The sequence below is a fragment of the Methylobacterium nonmethylotrophicum genome, assembly GCF_004745635.1.
Classification (GTDB): domain Bacteria; phylum Pseudomonadota; class Alphaproteobacteria; order Rhizobiales; family Beijerinckiaceae; genus Methylobacterium; species Methylobacterium nonmethylotrophicum.
On record NZ_SRLB01000005.1, the window covers coordinates 214,640 to 232,762 of the forward strand.

General features: G+C 72.2%; 14 protein-coding genes. 7 read left to right on the plus strand and 7 right to left on the minus strand.

The window, feature by feature from the left end; genetic code table 11:
* Nucleotide 1: 1 nt before the first annotated feature.
* Both EU555_RS07900 and fliF read right to left on the minus strand, forming a co-directional pair.
* Entirely contained in the window at nt 2–772 is a 771-nt protein-coding gene (locus EU555_RS07900) for a hypothetical protein (protein ID WP_135414124.1), read from the minus strand.
* Nucleotides 772–2,475: a flagellar basal-body MS-ring/collar protein FliF gene (gene fliF / locus EU555_RS07905; RefSeq protein ID WP_135414125.1), complete on the minus strand. Its 1,704-nt coding sequence runs from the start codon at nt 2,473–2,475 to the stop codon at nt 772–774. The genes EU555_RS07900 and fliF overlap by 1 nt, the downstream gene beginning before the upstream one ends.
* Before the next feature lie 209 nt (nt 2,476–2,684).
* Between fliF and EU555_RS07910 the strand changes: the two genes are divergently transcribed.
* Together EU555_RS07910 and EU555_RS07915 are read left to right on the plus strand one after the other, a co-directional pair.
* Nucleotides 2,685–3,488, plus strand: coding sequence for an SDR family NAD(P)-dependent oxidoreductase (locus tag EU555_RS07910; protein ID WP_205820834.1), 804 nt, complete (start codon nt 2,685–2,687; stop codon nt 3,486–3,488).
* Between the two features lie 217 nt (nt 3,489–3,705).
* Nucleotides 3,706–5,685 carry a methyl-accepting chemotaxis protein gene (locus EU555_RS07915; protein WP_135414127.1) on the plus strand — a complete coding sequence of 660 codons (1,980 nt, stop codon included), beginning with the start codon at nt 3,706–3,708 and terminating at the stop codon, nt 5,683–5,685.
* 12 nt (nt 5,686–5,697) lie between these two features.
* Here the strand turns inward: EU555_RS07915 and EU555_RS07920 are convergent, their stop codons facing one another.
* Complete coding sequence (locus tag EU555_RS07920) at nt 5,698–6,396, minus strand: SDR family NAD(P)-dependent oxidoreductase (RefSeq protein ID WP_245524190.1); 699 nt, start codon at nt 6,394–6,396, stop codon at nt 5,698–5,700.
* A 146-nt stretch (nt 6,397–6,542) separates the two neighbouring features.
* Here EU555_RS07920 and EU555_RS07925 point away from each other — a divergent pair, with 146 nt between their 5' ends.
* A complete protein-coding gene (locus EU555_RS07925) occupies nt 6,543–7,220 on the plus strand; it encodes a haloacid dehalogenase type II (protein WP_135414129.1) in 678 nt (225 codons plus the stop codon).
* Nucleotides 7,221–7,229: 9 nt separating this feature from the next.
* On the opposite strand, the gene tcuC is transcribed toward EU555_RS07925, so the two are convergent.
* A complete protein-coding gene (tcuC, locus tag EU555_RS07930; protein WP_135414130.1) occupies nt 7,230–8,549 on the minus strand; it encodes an MFS transporter in 1,320 nt (439 codons plus the stop codon).
* 788 nt (nt 8,550–9,337) lie between these two features.
* Between tcuC and EU555_RS07935 the strand changes: the two genes are divergently transcribed.
* Entirely contained in the window at nt 9,338–9,532 is a 195-nt protein-coding gene (locus EU555_RS07935; protein ID WP_135414131.1) for a hypothetical protein, read from the plus strand.
* 92 nt (nt 9,533–9,624) lie between these two features.
* Here EU555_RS07935 and EU555_RS07940 read toward each other — a convergent pair whose 3' ends face one another.
* Nucleotides 9,625–11,799, minus strand: coding sequence for a malate synthase G (locus tag EU555_RS07940; protein WP_135414132.1), 2,175 nt, complete (start codon nt 11,797–11,799; stop codon nt 9,625–9,627).
* Nucleotides 11,800–12,059: 260 nt separating this feature from the next.
* Here EU555_RS07940 and EU555_RS07945 point away from each other — a divergent pair, with 260 nt between their 5' ends.
* Nucleotides 12,060–12,803, plus strand: coding sequence for a DUF2076 domain-containing protein (locus EU555_RS07945; protein ID WP_135414133.1), 744 nt, complete (start codon nt 12,060–12,062; stop codon nt 12,801–12,803).
* 60 nt (nt 12,804–12,863) lie between these two features.
* On the opposite strand, the gene EU555_RS07950 is transcribed toward EU555_RS07945, so the two are convergent.
* Nucleotides 12,864–13,820: a L,D-transpeptidase gene (locus EU555_RS07950; RefSeq protein ID WP_425375098.1), complete on the minus strand. Its 957-nt coding sequence runs from the start codon at nt 13,818–13,820 to the stop codon at nt 12,864–12,866.
* 262 nt (nt 13,821–14,082) lie between these two features.
* On the opposite strand from EU555_RS07950, the gene EU555_RS07955 reads away from it, so the two are divergent.
* Nucleotides 14,083–14,805 (plus strand): chemotaxis protein, encoded by a 723-nt coding sequence (locus EU555_RS07955; protein ID WP_135414134.1) that lies wholly within the window; start codon nt 14,083–14,085, stop codon nt 14,803–14,805.
* A 9-nt stretch (nt 14,806–14,814) separates the two neighbouring features.
* On the opposite strand, the gene EU555_RS07960 is transcribed toward EU555_RS07955, so the two are convergent.
* Nucleotides 14,815–15,915 (minus strand): glycosyltransferase family 61 protein, encoded by a 1,101-nt coding sequence (locus EU555_RS07960; RefSeq protein WP_135414135.1) that lies wholly within the window; start codon nt 15,913–15,915, stop codon nt 14,815–14,817.
* A gap of 107 nt (nt 15,916–16,022) precedes the next feature.
* Here EU555_RS07960 and uvrC point away from each other — a divergent pair, with 107 nt between their 5' ends.
* On the plus strand, nt 16,023–18,074 hold the full coding sequence (gene uvrC / locus EU555_RS07965) for an excinuclease ABC subunit UvrC (RefSeq protein ID WP_135414136.1): 2,052 nt from the start codon (nt 16,023–16,025) through the stop codon (nt 18,072–18,074).
* The last annotated feature ends 49 nt before the right edge of the window (nt 18,075–18,123 follow it).

Genomic DNA, 18,123 nt, shown 5'->3' on the forward strand with positions numbered 1-18,123 from the left:
GTCAGGCCTCCGCCACCGCCGCGGCGATCAGGCGCGTCCAGGCGCCGAGCCGGGTGTCGATCACGGTCTGGTCGGCGCTCACCTGCACCTCGGGGGTCTCGGCCGGCGCGAACGACACCGCGGCGGCGAGCGGCCCGAGGCGGGCGGCCAGAGCCGCCAGCAGGTCCTCCGGCCCGCTCACCCGGATCGTTGCCGCCTGCGGCTCGGCGAGGAGCCGCGTCAGCGCGCCGCTCAGCTCCGCCACCGCCTGGCGGCGCAGGGCATCGGTCAGGATCGGCACCAGCAGCCGGGCGATCCGCTCGGACAGGGCCGCGTCGAGGGCGCGGAGCGCCGCCGAGAAGCCGTCGGCCAGGGCCTCGGCCTCGGCCTCGCTCCAGTGCCGGCGCGCCTCGGCGAGGCGGTGCTCCGCCTCCTCCGCCGCCCGCAGGCGCGCGGCCTCGGCCTCCTCGCGCGCCGCGGCCAGGCCCTGCTGGCGGCCGCGCTCCTCGGCCGCCGCGATGAGCGCCGCGCGCTCCTCGGGGGTCTCGCGCCGGGCCGCCGGGGGCCGCGGCGCCTGCGGGCCGAGGGGAAGAGGCTCAAGCCTGGGCGTCTCGGGCCGGACCGGCTCCACCCGGATCGCGTCCGGGCCGTCGGCCACCAGCGGAGCGGCCGGGCGCGTCGCGCGGGCGAGGCCGGCCCAGGGATTGCCGAAGGCCTCCGGAGCCGCGGCCGGGGACGCAACGGGGGCCGCCGGGGCGAATTCCGGCAGGTAGCGGGCGATCACCGCGTCCATCACGCCGGCTCCTCACGCAGCAGCCAGCGCTTGAGGATGGCGGCCACCTGCTCCTCGTTGAGGTCGATCATCTGCTCGAGCCGCTTCTGCGGCGAGGTCCGCGCCTTGTCGGCCATGTCCTCGATCAGGCTTGCCATGGCGGGCACGGCGTCGGGTCCGGCGAGCGCCGCCTGCCCGGGCACGGCCTGACCACCCGGCGCCGGCAGGGCGCCCGCCTCGCCGGGCCCTGCGCCCGGCAGCGCGGCACCCGCGGCCTCGAGGGCCGCGACCTCGGCCTGGGCCGCCTCCGGCGTGGCCAGGATGGCGCGAAGCGCCGGGCGCAGGCCGAACCAGATCAGGAGGCCGGCCACCACCAGGATGGTCGCCGCGTTGATCAGGGTCGCGGACTGGCGCACCATCACGTCGGCGATGCTCAGCGGCGGCACCGGCTCGAGGGCCTGGCCGTCGTTGATGAAACTCACCGCCGCGACCTTGATCGTGTCGCCGCGCTCCTTGCTGGTGCCGGCCGCCGAGGCGACGATCTGCTCGATCTCGGCGATCTGCTTCTCGATGTTGGCCGCGTTGGCGGCGTTGCCCTCCTGGCCCTGCTGCCCGGCGGTGAGCCGCGAGCGGTTGACCAGCACCGCCACCGAGAGCTGCTTCATCGCGTAGCCGTCGCTCACCGTCTGGATCACCTTCTGGGAGATCTCGTAGTTGGTGAGGTCCTCCTTCTTCGAGGTCTCGTTGCTGGCGGTGTCGTTGCCGTCCGAGCGGGTGCGCTGGTCGGGCAGGTTCTGCTGCGCGCTCGTCGGCCGCTGGGCGCTGCGATTCTGGCTGTTCTCGTTCTCGCGCACCGAGCGGACCGAGCGGGCGACCTGCTGGTCGGGGTTGTAGATCGTCTCGTTGGTCGAGGTCTTGTCGGTGTTGAGCTGGGCCGCGACGCTGACCTCGAAGTTGCCGAGGCCGAGATAGGGCGTCAGCGCCCGCCGGATCCGGTCCTGCACCTCGCGGCTGACGTCCTTCTCCAGGCTCGCCATCTTGCCGGTCGGGACCTGGCCGCCGTCGTCGCCGGACAGGAGCAATGTGCCGTCGGCGCCGATCACCGTGACCCGGTCGGGCCTCATGCCGGGAATCGCCGAGGCGACGAGCTGGCGGATCGCCTGGGCCCCGCTTCGGTCGTCGGCCGGCTCGGTGCGCACCACCACGGAGGCGGAGGGCGGCTGCTGGTCGCGCCGGAACGAGCCGCGCTCGGGCAGCACGATGTGGACCCGCGCCGCGCGCACGCCCTTCATGCCCTGGATCGTGCGGGCGATCTCGCCCTCGAGCGCGCGGACCCGGGTCACCTCCTGCATGAACGAGGTCATGCCGAGCGAGCCGAGGTCGTTGAACAGCTCGTAGCCGGATTTCGAGCTCTGCGGCAGGCCCTTCTCGGCGAGCAGCATCCGGGCCTGCGCGGTATTGCCGTAGGGCACCAGCACCGCCGCGCCGTCGGCGCTGACGTCGAAGCGGATGCCCGCATCCTTCAGCACGCCACCGATGCGGGCCACGTCCTCGCGGGACAGCCCTGTGTAGAGCGTCTCCTGCGCCGGCCGGCTCAGGTAGTAGGCCCCTAAGCCCACCGCCAGGAAGACCACGAGGCCGATCAGCCCGAGGGCGGCGAGGCGCCGGGGGCCAAGCTCGACGATGTTGCTCCACAGCCTCTCGGCTTGCTCGCGACCGGACATGCCCCCGCCAATCCCGCTCCAGCACAGGCGATTCTTGCCTCATCGTTCTGTGACGCCCCTGCCTTGTGCGGAGGTTGCGGCCAGGGACGCGGCGCGGGGTGCGCGGGCGCACGCGCCACCGGCCGGGGCGATTGACGTTTTTCATGATGATTGACATCAATACAGACATGACGGCCATCATGAAAACGCCGCCGTCACGGAGCACGACCATGACCGACCAGCCCGAGCCCGCCCAGTCCAAGCCCGCCGCCCTGATCACCGGCGCCTCGTCCGGCATCGGCGCCACCTACGCCGACCGCCTCGCCCGCCGCGGCCATCCCCTGGTGCTGGTGGCCCGCGACGCCGCCCGCCTCGAGACCCTGGCGGCGCACCTGCGCGCCGAGACCGGCGTCGCGGTCGACGTGCTGCCGGCCGACCTCACCGACGCGGGCAGCCTCGCCGCCGTCGAGGCGCGCCTGCGCGACGATGCCCGGATCGGCATCCTGGTGAACAATGCCGGGGCGGCGGCCCCGGCGGGCTTCGCCGCCGCCGACCTCGCGCCGCATTACCGCCTCGTCGACCTCAACGTGGCGGCGCTCACCCGCCTCGCCGGCGCCGCGACGCAAGGCTTCCTCGCCCGCGGCGGCGGCGCGATCGTCAACATCAGCTCGGTCCTGGCGCTCGCGCCCGAGATCATGCCCGGCGTCTACGCGGCGACCAAGGCCTACGTGCTGACCCTGTCGCAGGCGCTTCAGGCCGAGCTCGGGCCTCGCGGCGTGTACGTCCAGGCGGTCCTGCCGGCCGCGACCCGCACCGAGATCTGGGAGCGCTCGGGGCGTTCGGTGGACGGCATGCAGGGCGTGATGGAGGTCGGCGAGATGGTCGATGCGGCGCTGACCGGCTTCGACCGGCGCGAGGCGGTGACGATCCCCTCCCTGCCCGACGCGGCCCAGTGGGACGCGTTCGAGGCGGCGCGCCAGGCGATGATGGCGAATTTCGCGCAGTCCCACGCGGCGGCCCGCTACCGGGCTTGAGGCAAGACCCAGGTCAGGCCAGCTGCCGCCACGGCAGATGGCCGGCTAAAGCGTCCGTTTCCGGACGGACCGGGACAATCGGCGGCCGCATCGGCGCAGGGAGTCCCACATCACGGAGGTCTATAAAATCTTACGACGACAGATTTCATGGGCTGTTAACCGTGAAACGACAAGGTTGTTCGACCTTGATCGACCTGACGAGTCTCCGAACGTGCCCATGTCTGCGCGACGCCCGCCCTCCTTGCGGTCCATCGGGGGCAAGCTCACCGCCGCCCTGCTCGCCTGCTCCCTGACGGCGACCGCCATCCTCGGATGGACCGCCTACCGGCAGCAGCAGGAGGCCGGCGAGGAGGCGGTCGCCTCGGCCCTCGGCCAGCGCTACCGCGCCGTGACGGACGCGATGGCCCAGCAGGGGCAGCGGGCGCTCGCGGCCTCGACGAGCCTCGCCCACGACCCGGCGATCGGCGACGCGATGCAGCGGAGCGACCGCTCGGCGATCCTCGAGCGCTATCCGGCGCTCCTGGCGCGGCTCGCGGAGAGCCAGAACCTCCGTCTGGTGAGCTTCTTCCGGCCGGACGGCATCGCGCTCGCCCGGCTTCACGCGCCGGACGCCCACGGCGATTCGGTGCTCGCCCGCCGCGTCACCGTGCGGGCGGCGCTCCAGGACGGGAAGCCCACGACCGGCATCGAGCCGGGGCGCGACACGATCGCGATCTTCGCGACGGTGCCGGTGGTCCGGGGCGGCGCGAGGGTGGGCATCGTCGATGTCGGCAGCCCGCTCGGCGACGGTTTCCTGGCCGAGATGAAGCAGCGGCTCGGCGTCGACCTTGCGTTCCACCTCGTCAAGGACGGCGCCCCCGCGACCCTCTCGGCGACCTTCCCGGACAGGACCCTGCTCGACCCCGCCGCGCATGCGGCCGGGATGGCCGGGCCGATCGCCTGGCGCGAGACGAGGCTCGCCGACAGGCCGACCGCGGTGGTGGCCGGCCCGCTCCTCAATGCGGCGGGCCAGGCCATCGGCACGATCGAAGTGGCGCTCGACATCTCGGACCTGGCGAGCGCCCGGCAGCGCGCCGCGCTTCTCCTGTTCGGCGTCCTCGCCGTCGTCGCCCTGGCGGCGCTCGCCGTCGCCTGGGTGCTGACCCGGCATATCGGCCGGCCGCTCGCGGCCCTCGACCGCACCATGCAGGCCCTCGCCGAGGGGCGCCTCGACACGGCGGTGCCGGCGACGGAGCGCGGCGACGAGATCGGCACCATGGCCCGCTCGGTCCTGATGTTCCGCGACGGCCTCGCCGAGGCCGAGGGCCTGCGCGCCGCGCAGGCCGCCGACCAGGCGCAGAGGGAGCGCCGGGCCCAGGTGGTGGACGACCTGGTGCGCGGCTTCGACCGGGCCGTCGGCGAGGTCGTCGGCATGGTCTCCTCGGCGGCGACCGAGATGCAGGCGACCGCCGCCCAGCTCACCGCCACCGCGGGCGAGACCGCCCGGCGCTCGACCGCCGTGGCGGACGCCGCCGGCGATGCCGCCCAGAACGTCCTGATGGTGTCGGGTGCGGCCGAGGAGCTCGGCTCCTCGGTGGCGGAGATCGACCGGCAGGCCGGCCTCTCGGCCGAGATGTCGCGCAGCGCCGTCGACGAGGCGACGCAGGCCGGAACGATCGTGGCCGACCTCGCCAGCGCGGCGAACCGGATCGGCGACGTGCTCTCCCTCATCTCGGGCATCGCCCAGCAGACCAACCTGCTGGCGCTCAACGCCACCATCGAGGCGGCGCGTGCCGGCGCCGCCGGCAAGGGCTTCGCGGTGGTCGCCGCGGAGGTCAAGGAGCTCGCCGGGCAGACCGCGAAGGCCACCGCCGAGATCGGCGAGCAGATCGCCTGGATCCAGGCCTCGACCGGGCGGGCGGTGACGGCGATCTCCGGGATCGCCGGGACGATCCGCGCCGTCAGCGACACCGCCGACGCCATCGCCGGCACCGTGCGCGAGCAGGGCGGCGCCACCCGGGAGATCGTCACCTCGGTGGCGCAGGCCTCCTCCCGCACCGGCGACGTCACCGCGACGATCGCGGGCGTGTCGCAGGCCGCCCACGAGACCGGCAACGCCGCGACGCAGGTGCTGTCCGCCTCCGCCGAGCTCGCCGGCCAGGCCGAGCGCCTGCGCGGCGAGGTGCAGGGCTTCCTGGAGGCGGTGCGGGCCGCGTGAGGCGGTCCTCCGTCAAAAGCGCTCGACCCAGGGGCGCAGCTCGACCTCGAACGACCAGGCGTCCCGCGGCTGGCGCAGCAATTCGAGATAGGCGCGCGCCACGCCCTCGGGGGTGAGCGTGCTGTCGGGGCGGTCCTCCGGGTCGGGCCGGCGGGCGCTGCGCACCGCGCCGTCCACCACCACGTGGGCGACGTGGATGCCCTTGGGGCCGAGCTCCCGCGCCGCGCTCTGGGCGAGGCCGCGCAGGGCGAACTTTCCCATCGCGAAGGCGGCCGAGAGCGGAAAGCCCTTCACGCCGGCGGTGGCGCCGGTGAACAGAAGCGCCCCGTGCCCGCGCGGCTCCATGCGCCGCGCCGCCTCGCGGGCGACCAGGAAGGCGCCGAAGGCGGTGATCGCCACGGCCCGCCGGACCGCCTCCGGATCGAGGGAGGCGAGCGGCCCGGGGGCGCGGGCGCTGGCGTTGTAGATCACGACGTCGGGCTCGCCGAGGCGCGATTCGACCTGCGCGAACAGGTCGGCCACGGCCTGCGGGTCGGCGGCGTCGGCCGGGAAGGCCTCGGCCCCGGTCTCGGCCGTCAGGCCGGCGAGTTTTTCGGTGTCGCGGGCGGCGAGGCCGACCCGCAGCCCCTCGGCGGTCAGGAGCCGGGCGAGTGCCGCGCTGATGCCGGCGCCGGCGCCGACGATGAGGGCGGTGCGATAGGGCAGGCTCACGGGCGTTCCTCCTCGGGTGCGGATCGGCGGGGGATCTCCCCCGGCGCGCCAGAAGGTCATTTCCCACGACCCCCGGCAAGGGAATCGGTAGACGGACACCTCCGAGGCCGGCCACCATCGCGGTCACGACAGCAGGAGGCTCCCGCATGCCCCTTCCCGCCCCACTCGACGGCGCCGAGGCCGTGGTCTTCGACGCCTACGGCACGCTGCTCGACGTCCATTCCGCCGTGCAGCGCCACGCGGCCGCGGTCGGCCCGCAGGCGCAGGCCCTGTCGGAGACCTGGCGCCAGAAGCAGCTCGAATATTCCTGGGTCCTGTCCCTGTGCGGGCACTACGCGCCGTTCTGGACGCTGACCGAGCGCGCCCTCGACTTCGCGCTGGCCAAGCATCCGCAGGTCGACAGGGCGGTCCGCGGCGACCTGCTCGAGGCCTACCGGGCGCTCGATGCCTATCCGGAGGTCCCCGGCACCCTCGACGCCCTGCGCCGGATGGGACTCAGGACCACGATCCTGTCGAACGGCGACACCGCCATGCTCGCCGCGGCGGTGAAGGCGGCAGGCATCGAGACCCGTCTCGACGCGGTCCTGTCGGTCGATCCGGCCGGCACCTTCAAGACGTCTGCCCGCGCCTACGACCTGGCGCCGGAGCGCCTCGGGGTCGCGCGGGAGCGCATCGCCTTCCTGTCCTCGAACCGGTGGGACATCGCCGGGGCGGCCGCCTACGGCTTCGCCCCGGTCTGGGTCAACCGCACCGGCCAGCCCGACGAATACCCGGACCTCGCGCCGGTCCGGGTGATCCGGTCCCTCGACGGGCTGCTGGCCTGACGGCCCGGCCTACTCGCCCGCCACCGGGCGGGCGGCGCCCGGCAGGGCATCAGCCGCGGTCGCGCCGCGGCGGTAGATCAGCAGGGTGGCGATGAGGCCGCAGGCGCCCGCGAAGGCCATCCACAGGCCCGGCGCCGCCTTGTTGTCGAGCGTCTCGATCAGCCAGGTCGAGACGACCGGGGTGAAGCCGCCGAACAATGCCGTGGCGAGCGAGTAGGCGAGGGAGAAGCCGGTGGTGCGGACATGGGCCGGGACGATCTCGGTCAGTGCCACCACCATCGCGCCGTTGTAGCTGCCGTACAGGAAAGACAGCCACAGCAGCGTGAGCAGCATGTTGGTGAACGAGATGTTGGAGGTGAGCCAGGCCAGCGCCGGATAGGCGGTGAGCATCGCGAGCGCCGAGAAGGCGATCAGGATCGGCTTGCGGCCGATCCTGTCTGACAAGGCCCCCATCACCGGCAGCCAGAACAGGTTCGACAGCGCGGTGCAGAAGGTGACGATCAGGCTGTCGGTCTCGGACAGCTTCAGGACGTTCTTGCCGAAGGTCGGGGTGTAGACCGTGATGGTGTAGAACGACACCGTCGTCATCACCACTAGCAGCATGCCGAGCAGCACGATCTTCCAGTTCTCGCCCAGGGACTTGAACACCTCGGGCAGCGAAGGCCGGTGCTTGCGGTGCAGGAACTCCTGGGTCTCCTCCAGCGAGCGCCGGATGTAGAACAGGAACGGCACGATCAGGCAGCCGATGAAGAACGGGATGCGCCAGCCCCATTCGGTCATCTGGGCCGGCATCAGGGCGTGGCTCAAGGCAAAGCCGATCAGCGCCGCCACCATCACGGCGACCTGCTGGCTGCCGGACTGCCAGGAGACGTAGAAGCCCTTGCGGCCCGGCGTCGCCATCTCGGCGAGGTAGACCGAGACGCCGCCGAGCTCGACGCCCGCGGAGAAGCCCTGCAGCAACCGGCCGATCAGCACCAGAAACGGCGCCGCCAGCCCGATGGACTGGTAGGACGGCACGAAGGCGATCAGCACCGTGCCGGCCGCCATGATGCCGAGGGTGACGATCAGGCCCTGGCGCCGGCCGATGCGGTCAACATAGGCGCCGAGGAAGATCGCCCCGAGCGGGCGCATCAGGAAGCCCGCCCCGAAGGTCATGAAGGTGAGCATCAGGGAGGCGAACTCGTTCCCGGCCGGGAAGAACGCCTTCGAGATGTGGCTCGCGTAGATGCCGAACAGGAAGAAGTCGAACATCTCCAGGAAGTTGCCGCTCGTGACGCGCAACACCGTGGCGACCTTCGACCCCTGCGGGCCGTGGACCGGACCTGCCATGCTCATTCCTCCCGGTAGGCGGCTCCCTCGACTGCGCCCTTCCTACAGCCATCGTGAGCACGTTTGATAGAGAAATCTAATCCCGAGGAATGTGGTGGATGGCGCCGGACCGGGTGGCGGCGGCTTCTGGGGATGATCGTGCGCGGCTTTACGGAGGCCTGTCAGGCTCTGGGGTCGAGCGTCTTCGCGATAAACGGCGAGTAGGTCGCGACCGCCTCCGGCCCGCTGGTGGGCACGATTCCGGAGGCGCTCCCACGCGGCTGGCCCGCCGGCTGCCGGGCAGAAGAAGAGGCACATCTCCCCTCTCCCGTGTGGGAGAGGGGCCGTGGCGATCGAAGATCCCGCACGGGCCTGAAGGCCCGCGTGAGGGTGGCGCGCTTCATTGTAAAGCTCGAAACGTCGTGCTGGCAGCTCGACGCTGAGCGCCTGATCCTGAACAGTCGCCACCCTCACGTGCGATCTGCGATCGCCACTACCCCTCTCCCACACCTTGAGCGATACCGGGCAAGCCCGGCATCGCCTGGAGAGGGGATCCCGCGCCTGATCTTCAAGCGGGGGCATTTTCCCTGGGAAAGCAGTGCCGCGCGCGGCAAGAGCGGAGAGAAAGACCGCCCCGCGGGTCGGGCTCGCGACTCGGCGGCCACCGGCCCGCTAACCCACGATTCACGACGCGGAGAATCCGATCGATCGGATTCACCACCTCTTCACGCCGCCCGGTCCCTGATGGGGCCACACAACAGGTCTCGCGCCGCCCGAGAGGGCCGGCACAAGCGAGCGGGGACGGCATCATGCGACAGGGTCGGACGCCCGGAGCAGCGGCGCGCAACACCGCGCCGCTGCTCCGGCAGGAGAAGCACGCGCATCAGCGCTACCTCGCGGCCCCGGGCTACCACCCGGGCGCCCTGGTGATCGCCGCCGCGGGCCCGGCGCTCGGCGCGGCGATCCTGGCGGTCATCGCGCTGGGGCTGCGCGCGGCCTTGTGAGCGCGGCCGGCGGGCGCCGGCCGCCGCGCGGAGGCCAGTGAGACCTCAAGGAAGCGCCCGGCGCGACCGCCGGGCGCCCTCCCCTCCCGGCCTCAGGCCGGCGCGCCGGCGGCCTTCGCCTCGCGCCGGCGGGTATGCAGCACGTACTCGGTGTAGCCGTTGGGCTGCACCCGGCCCTTGAAGACGAGGTCGCAGGCGGCCTGGAAGGCGGGGCCGTCGAAGCCCGGCGCCATCGGGCGGTAGAGCGGGTCGCCGGCATTCTGGCGGTCGACCACCTTCGCCATCCGCTTCATCGTCTCCATCACCTGTGCCTCCGACACCACGCCGTGGTGCAGCCAGTTGGCGATGTGCTGGGACGAGATCCGCAAGGTCGCGCGGTCCTCCATCAGGGCGACGTCGTGGATGTCCGGCACCTTGGAGCAGCCGACGCCCTGGTCGATCCAGCGCACGACGTAGCCGAGGATGCTCTGGACGTTGTTGTCGATCTCCTGCTGGACGTCGTCGGGGGCGAAGTTCGAACGGGCGAGAGGGATCTGCAGGATCTCGTCGAGGGCCTGGCGCGGGCGGCGCGCCAGCTCCTGCTGGCGGGCCTTCACGTCGGTCTCGTGGTAGTGCAGCGCGTGGAGCGTCGCGGCGGTCGGCGAGGGCACCCAGGCGGTGCTGGCGCCCGCCTTCGGGTGGGCGCCCTTCTGCATCAGCATGTCGGCCATGGCGTCCGGCGCCGCCCACATGCCCTTGCCGATCTGCGCCCGGCCGAGCAGCCCGCAGGCGAGGCCGACATCGACGTTGTTCTCCTCGTAGCCCTTGATCCAGGGCGTGCCCTTCATGTCGTTCTTGCGGATGACGGGGCCGGCCTCCATCGAGGTGTGGATCTCGTCGCCGGTGCGGTCGAGGAAGCCGGTATTGATGAACACCACCCGCTCGGAGGCCGCCTTGATGCAGGCGGCGAGGTTCACCGTGGTGCGGCGCTCCTCGTCCATGATGCCCATCTTGAGGGTGTTGGGGGCCAAGCCCAGCATCGCCTCGACGCGGGTGAACAGCTCGACCGCAAAGGCGACCTCGTCGGGCCCGTGCATCTTCGGCTTGACGATGTAGACGGAGCCGCGGCGGCTGTTGCGGATGCCCGACGTGCCCTTGAGGTCGTGGATCGCGATGAGCGCGGTCACGGCGGCGTCGAGGATGCCCTCCGGTACCTCGGCGCCGGCCTCGTCGAGCACCGCGTCGGTGAACATGTGGTGGCCGACATTGCGCACCAGCATCAGCGAGCGGCCGGGTACGCTCACCTCGCCCTCGCCGGAGGGGGCGGTGTAGGTGCGGTCGGGGTTGAGCTTGCGCTCGAACCGGCGCCCGTCCTTCTCGACCGGGGCCGAGAGCGTGCCGTTCATCAGGCCGAGCCAGTTGCGGTAGACGACGACCTTGTCGTCGGCATCGACCGCCGCGACCGAATCCTCGAGGTCCATGATGGTGGAGACCGCGGATTCGATCACGATGTCGGCGACGCCCGACGCGTCGAAGCGGCCGATCCGGTGGGTGCGGTCGAGGACGACCTCGACATGCAGGCCGTTGTGGCGCAGCAGCAGGGCCGTCGGCGAGGTGGCCTTGCCGCGATAGCCCGCGAAGGCCTCCGGCCGGGCGAGCGGGATGGTGTCGCCGGTGTTCATGTTGCCGACGAGCTGCCCGCCCTCCACCGCGTAGGTCACCACGTCGGCGTGGCGGCCGCCGGCGAGCGGCAGGTTGCGGTCGAGGAAGGCGCGGGCGCGGGCCACGACCCGGGCGCCGCGGGTGCGGTTGTAGCCCCCGCCGCGGGTCGCGCCGCCCTCCTCCGACACCGCGTCGGTGCCGTAGAGCGCGTCGTAGAGCGAGCCCCAGCGGGCATTGGCGGCGTTGAGCGCGTAGCGGGCGTTCGAGACCGGCACCACGAGCTGCGGGCCGGCGATGGTGGCGATCTCGTCGTCGACGTTGTCGGTGCGCACCTGGACCGGGCCGGGATCGGGCAGGAGGTAGCCGATCTCGGTCAGGAAGGCCTTGTAGGCGGCCTCGTCCACCGGCTTGCCGACCCGCTCGCGGTGATAGGCGTCGATTCTGGCCTGGATCGCGTCGCGGGTCTCGAGCAGGGCGCGATTGCGGGGCGCGAGGTCGCGCACGATGGCCGACAGGCCGTCCCAGAACGCCTCGGGGGCGATCCCGGTCCCCGGCAGGGCTTCCTCGACCACGAAGTCGTGCAGCACCCGGGCCACCGACACGCCACCCACCGTCTTGCGATCCATGTTCTTTTCCCTCCCGCGGGCATCCGCACGTGCCGCGCTCTGCGCCCCCCTTAACAGGGGATGCGGGTGCCAGAAAGCCGGGCTCCGCGGGGGAAGGCGGCGCGAGCCGGGATGAGACGACGTGACGAAAACGTAATGCATGACGAGGGCGAAAACGCTGCGCTGACGCGTTTCCTCCCCGTGACAAACCCGAACCCCTCTCCCATCTCGTGGGCGCCGGGCCGGGCCCCGCCCGCCGGCAACCGAAGGAGTACGGCTCCATGAACAGCGAAGAACGCGACGTCATCAACGGCATATTCCAGCGCCTGGAGCAGGCCTCGCAGCAGCCCCGCGATGCCGACGCGGAGCGCTTCATCGCCGACAAGATCCGCGCCCAGCCCTACGCCCCCTACGCCATGGCGCAGCTGATCTACGTGCAGGAGGAGGCGATCAAGAGCCTCAACCAGCAGCTCGAGCAGGCCCGGGCCGAGGCCCAGCGCGGCGGCCAGGGCGCCGGCCAGGGCTCGGGCGGCGGCTTCTTCTCCAGCATCTTCGGCGGGGGCTCGCGGCCCGAGCCGCAGCCGCCGCAGCGCGCCGGCGCCTGGGGCAACCAGGGCGGCGGCTACGGCCAGCAGCCCGGCTATGGCGGGCCGCAGGGCTATCCTCCGCAGCAGCCCGGCTACGCCCCGCAGCAGGGCGGCCCGTGGGGCGGCCAACAGGCGCCGCAGCAGCGCGGCGGGGGCTTCCTCGCCACGGCGCTGCCGATGGCGGCGGGCGCGGCGGGCGGCATGCTGCTCGGCAGCGCGCTCAGCAACGCCTTCGCGGGCGGCCACTCGTCGCTGGGCAGCATGGCGGGCCTCGGCGGCGCGGGTGCCGCGGGCGGTGAGACCGTGGTCGAGAACAACTACTTCGGCAATGCCGGCGGCAGCCAGGATTTCGGGGCGCCCCTCGGCGGCGGCGACGCCGACTTCCAGGACGCCTCGTTCGACGGCGATGGCGGCGACGGCAACGACGACTGGGTCTGACCGGTCGTCCTGACACCGACCTGAAAGGGCCCCGCCGCTTCACGCGGCGGGGCTTTTTCGTCAGATCACCATCACGCGGGCCCCGACCGGCACCCGCTCGTAGAGGTCCGTCACGTCCTCGTTCATCATCCGGATGCAGCCGGACGAGACCGACTGGCCGATCGTGTGCGGCTCGTTGGTGCCGTGGATGCGGTAGAGCGACGAGCCGAGATAGAGTGCCCGGGCCCCGAGCGGGTTGGACGGCCCGCCCGCCATGTGGCGCGGCAGGTCGGGACGGCGGCGCAGCATCTCGGGCGGGGGCGTCCAGTCCGGCCATTCGCGCTTGGCGCTGACCGTCTTCATGCCCGACCAGGTGAAGCCCGGCCGCCCGACGCCGATGCCGTAGCGCAGCGCCCGGCCGCCGGGCTGGACCAGGTAGAGGAAGCGTGAGGGCGTGTCGATCACGATGGTGCCGGGCCGCTGCCCGCCGTCATACGCCACCTCCTGGCGCTGGAAGCGCGGGTCGACGGCACGGGCGATCCCCTCCTCCCGGGGCTCCATCGGCGCCGGGCGGCCGCGGGGGGTCTCGAACGGGTCCGGGGCGTAGGCCTGGAGCTGCGGCTGGGCTTGCGCCGGCGCATAGGCCTGGACCGGCGCGGAGGGGGGCTGCCCGTAGGCCGGGGGCGGCACCGGGTCGCCGGAGCGCAGACGCGTCCCGGGCACGACGGGGGCGTAGCCGACCTGCGCGCCGGAATAGCCCGTCGGGGCGTAGCCGGCGGTGTTCGCGTAGGCGGGACGCTGCGCGTCGGCATCGGCGGCGTAGCCGGCCTGCCGATAGCCGCGGCTCGAAAGAATCGTGCCGTCCGGGGCGACGGGGGCCGGGCGATTCGGCCGGGCGACGCTGCCCGGATCCTGACCGGTCATCAGGAACTCGATGAAGCCGCCGCCGTAGCGGCCCTGCGCCAGGGCCGGGGCGCTGCCGAGCCCTGCCCCAAGCCCGGCCGCGATCGTCCCGGCCAGCACCATCCCGCGCACCATCATCTCACCGGCCCTCGAACCCTGCCCGGCCTGCCGCCGGCGCGGGATCGAAGAGAGCAGCCAGGCGCGTTGCGGACGGTGAAGGAACGTGGTGAGCGCTTCACTAACCTATTGCCGCGACTCGTTAATCCGGCCGCATCGTGAATCCTTTGTCACCGCGGCCGCCGGAAGCGCGGGGCATTCAGCAATTCGCAATCAATCTTCGGGACAGTGGCGGTGCGGGCCGTACGATACGGCCACGGCTGCAGGCTCTCTCGCACCCATGAAGAATAAGCGCTTCCGCATCGAGGACAGTCTCGGCGTCGCCGCCGCTCCGGTCGAGGCCCCGCCTCCGCCGCCCTCCGCCAACGACGACCGCATCTCCGAGATCCTGGCGACGGTCAACGAGCTGAAGCGGCTCACCCAGACCACGACCGGCGACGTGATCGACGCCTGCCGGCGGGAGATCACCGAGATCTACGGGCTGCGCGACGAGCTCGACGTGATGAAGGCCGCGATCGGCCGGACCAAGCACGAGATCGCGGTGCTGCACCGGCAGGATTTCGACGGCAAGGGCGTGCGCCGCGCCGCCGGCGAGCTCGACGCCGTGGTCGACGCCACCGAGCGGGCCACCACCACCATCCTGGCCGCGGTCGAGGACATCGAGACCCATGCCTCGGTGCTGCGGGCGAGCGGCGCGCTCAAGGACCAGTCGAATGTCGACGCCATCCTGGACCGCACCGTGGTGCTCTACGAGGCGTGCAACTTCCAGGACCTGACCGGCCAGCGCATCAGCAAGATCGTGCATGTGCTGAAGTTCGTCGAGGACCATATCGACCGGATGATCGAGGCCTGGGGCGGGCTCGACGCCTTCAAGGACCTGATCGGCGAGCGGGGCGGCGGCGGGGTCAGCATCGACGACGAGAGCAGCCTGCTGAACGGGCCGAAGCTCGACGAGGATCCGGGCCACGTCGACCAGAACGACATCGACGCGCTGTTCGATTGATCGGGCGCCTCAGCGCCCGACCCGATCCGACAGCCGCGACCAGGCCGCGAGCGCGCCCGGCCCGAACCGGGATGGCGCGGTCGCCATCGCTCCCATCCGGCGCAGCAGGCCCTCGGCCGCCGCCCGCGGATCCGGCAGGCGCTGCTGGCTGCCGAAACCCTCCTTCTCGACCTCCGCGGTGCCCGGCTGGTGGAGATAGGCGACGGCGTTGCCGCAGAGCGCGTCGACCAGCCGGAAGGTCGGGTTGATCCGCGATCCGGCGCTCAGCGCCACCACCCGCCGGCCGGGCGGCGCGAACAGAGCGGTGTGGAGCGCCGAGCCGAGGGAGCCCGCGACGACGCGCCTGCGCGCGAACAGCCGGACCTGCTCGGCGAAGCTCATCGCCTCGGGGTGGAGGATCTCGACGCCCTCCCGCGCCAGGATCTCCGTCACCGCCTCCTCGTTGGCGAAGCGCCGCACGCCGCCGGAGAGGCGGGTCTTGGCGAGGTAGGCCGGGCGGGCGTCGGCATCGACCTCGTCGGGCGTGTAGCAGCCGGCCCCGATCGCCAGGCACAGGTCGCGGAAGACCGTGTGGGCGAAGGCCTCCTCCTGGAAGGCCGGCGCCGGCACGACGGCGCGCCGCAGCCGCATCGGCGCCTCGAAGGCGTGGATCTCGCGCACGCCGAGGCCGAGGCGGGCCAGGATGTCGATCGCGAAGCGGAAGGGCTGCCACTGCGCCGCGTCCACCGGCGCGTAGCACAGGATCGGCGCGTCGGGCCGTCCTCGCAGGAGCGGCCAGAACCGCGGCAGCGTGGTGACGAGGAAGTGCCCGTAATGCAGGTGGGCGCCTCCGAGGAAGAGGTAGGTCTCCTCCGGGGCCTCCTCCACGGTGGGCGGCAGGCCCGAAACCCAGTCCCGGGGCCAGTCGGTGCGCTGCCAGGACGGCGTCGTGCCGGGTCCGCGGTAATCGACGCTCTCGGGCACGAAGCGGCGCGCGGCATCGAACAGGGCCGAGGGCTGGCCCCGCGCCGCGCTGTGCGGCAGGTAGAGGGCGTTCTCGATCGTCCGCACGACCGGCAGGTCGCGCCGCGGGCGCGGGGTCCGGGGCGTCCGGCAGTCGCGGAGCGTCATGCGGCGGGCGGGGTCAAGCGGCGTTCCCTCGGGACGGGCGGGGTCGGGGCCTTTTAGCGCTTGGCCGCGGTCTTTCCAGCGGCAGCCCGACCGCCTACATCGCCAGGATGAGCCGACAGCCCGGGAACGACGTGCCGCCCGACGCCCTCGACACCCTCGAGGACGACGACGAGGCGGTGGACGCCCTCGACACCGCCCCCGAGATCGACTTCGACCTCGATGCCGGCGCCGGCGCGATCCAGGCCGGCACCGCGGTGATCCGCCGGTTCTGGAGCACCCTGCCGAGCTCGCCGGGCGTCTACCGGATGTTCGACGCCAAGGGCGACGTGCTCTATGTCGGCAAGGCCAAGAACCTGAAGAACCGGGTCGGCTCCTACGCCCGGGGCCAGGCGCACACCAACCGCATTGCCCGGATGATCGCCGAGACGGCCTCGATGGAGTTCGTCACCACGGCGACCGAGACCGAGGCGCTGCTGCTCGAAGCCAACCTCATCAAGCAGCTGAAGCCGCGCTTCAACGTGCTGATGCGGGACGACAAGTCCCTGCCCTACATCCTGCTCACCGCCGATACCGACGCGCCGCAGCTCGTCAAGCATCGCGGCGCGCGACGCCGGGCCGGCCACTATTACGGCCCCTTCGCCAGCGTCTGGGCGGTCAACCGCACGGTGAACGCGCTGCAGCGCGCCTTCCTGCTGCGCTCCTGCTCCGACAGCTATTTCGAGAACCGCACGCGGCCCTGCCTGCTCTACCAGATCAAGCGCTGCTCGGGGCCCTGCACGAACGAGATCTCGGTCGAGGACTACGCGGCGCTCGCCGGGGAGGCGCGGGGCTTCCTGTCGGGCAAGTCCAACGCCGTGAAGGAGCGCATGGCCGCCGAGATGCAGGCTGCCTCCGACGCCTGGGAGTTCGAGAAGGCGGCGCGCTACCGCGACCGCATCGCGGCGCTCGCCGCCATCCAGGGCGTGCAGGGGGTCAACACGCAAGGCATCGAGGAGGCCGACGTCTTCGCCCTCGACGAGCAGGCCGGCCAGTTCTGCATCGAGGTGTTCTTCTTCCGCAACTGGCAGAACTGGGGCAACCGGGCCTATTTCCCGAAGGCCGACCGCAGCATGACGCCGGCCGAGGTGCTGGCCTCGTTCCTGGCCCAGTTCTACGACGACAAGCCGGCGCCCCGGCTGGTGCTGACCTCGCACGAGATCGAGGACGCGGAACTGCTCGCCGCCGCGCTCTCGACCAAGGGCGAGACGCGGGTCGAGATCCATTCGCCGAAGCGCGGCGAGCGCAGGAACCTCGTCGAGTACGCCGCCCGCAACGCCCGCGAGGCCCTGGGCCGGCGCCTCGCCGACACCGCCTCGCAGGGCAAGCTGCTCGCGGCTCTGGGCACCTCGTTCGGCCTCGCTTCGGCGCCGCGGCGGATCGAGGTCTACGACAACTCGCACATCATGGGCACGAACGCCGTCGGGGCGATGATCGTCGCAGGCCCGACGGGCTTCATGAAGACCCATTACCGCACCTTCACGATCAAGTCCGAGGAGGTGAAGCCCGGCGACGATTACGGCATGATGCGCGAGGTGCTGCAGCGCCGGTTCAGTCGCCTCGTGAAGGAGCATCCCCGGACCACGGCCGAGGCCGCCCGGGCGGCCGCTGCGGGCGGGGCCTCCGCGCCGGAGCCCGCGCCCGACCCGGCCGACACGGACGCGTTTCCGGCCTGGCCCGACCTGGTGCTGATCGACGGCGGCCGCGGCCAGCTCGAGGCGGCCCGCAAGGCGCTCGAGGAGGTCGGCGTCACCGACGTGCCCCTCGTCGGCATCGCCAAGGGGCGCGACCGCGACGCGGGCCGCGAGACCTTCTTCGTGCCCGGCCAGGCGCCGTTCCGGCTGCCGCCGCGGGACCCGACGCTCTACTTCGTCCAGCGCCTGCGCGACGAGGCACACCGCTTCGCCATCGGGGCGCACCGGGCCAAGCGCAAGCGCGAGATGGTGAAGAACCCCCTCGACGAGATCCCGGGGATCGGGCCGACGCGCAAGCGCGCGCTCCTGCACCATTTCGGGACCGTGAAGGCGATCCAGCGCGCGGCGCTCGAGGACCTCGCCAAGACCCCCGGCGTGAACGCCGCCACGGCGCGCGCGGTCTACGACTTCTTCCACGCCGATGCGTGAGTTGAAGACGACGCACGACCCCCTGTCCGGGACGAGTTCTGTTGACGCC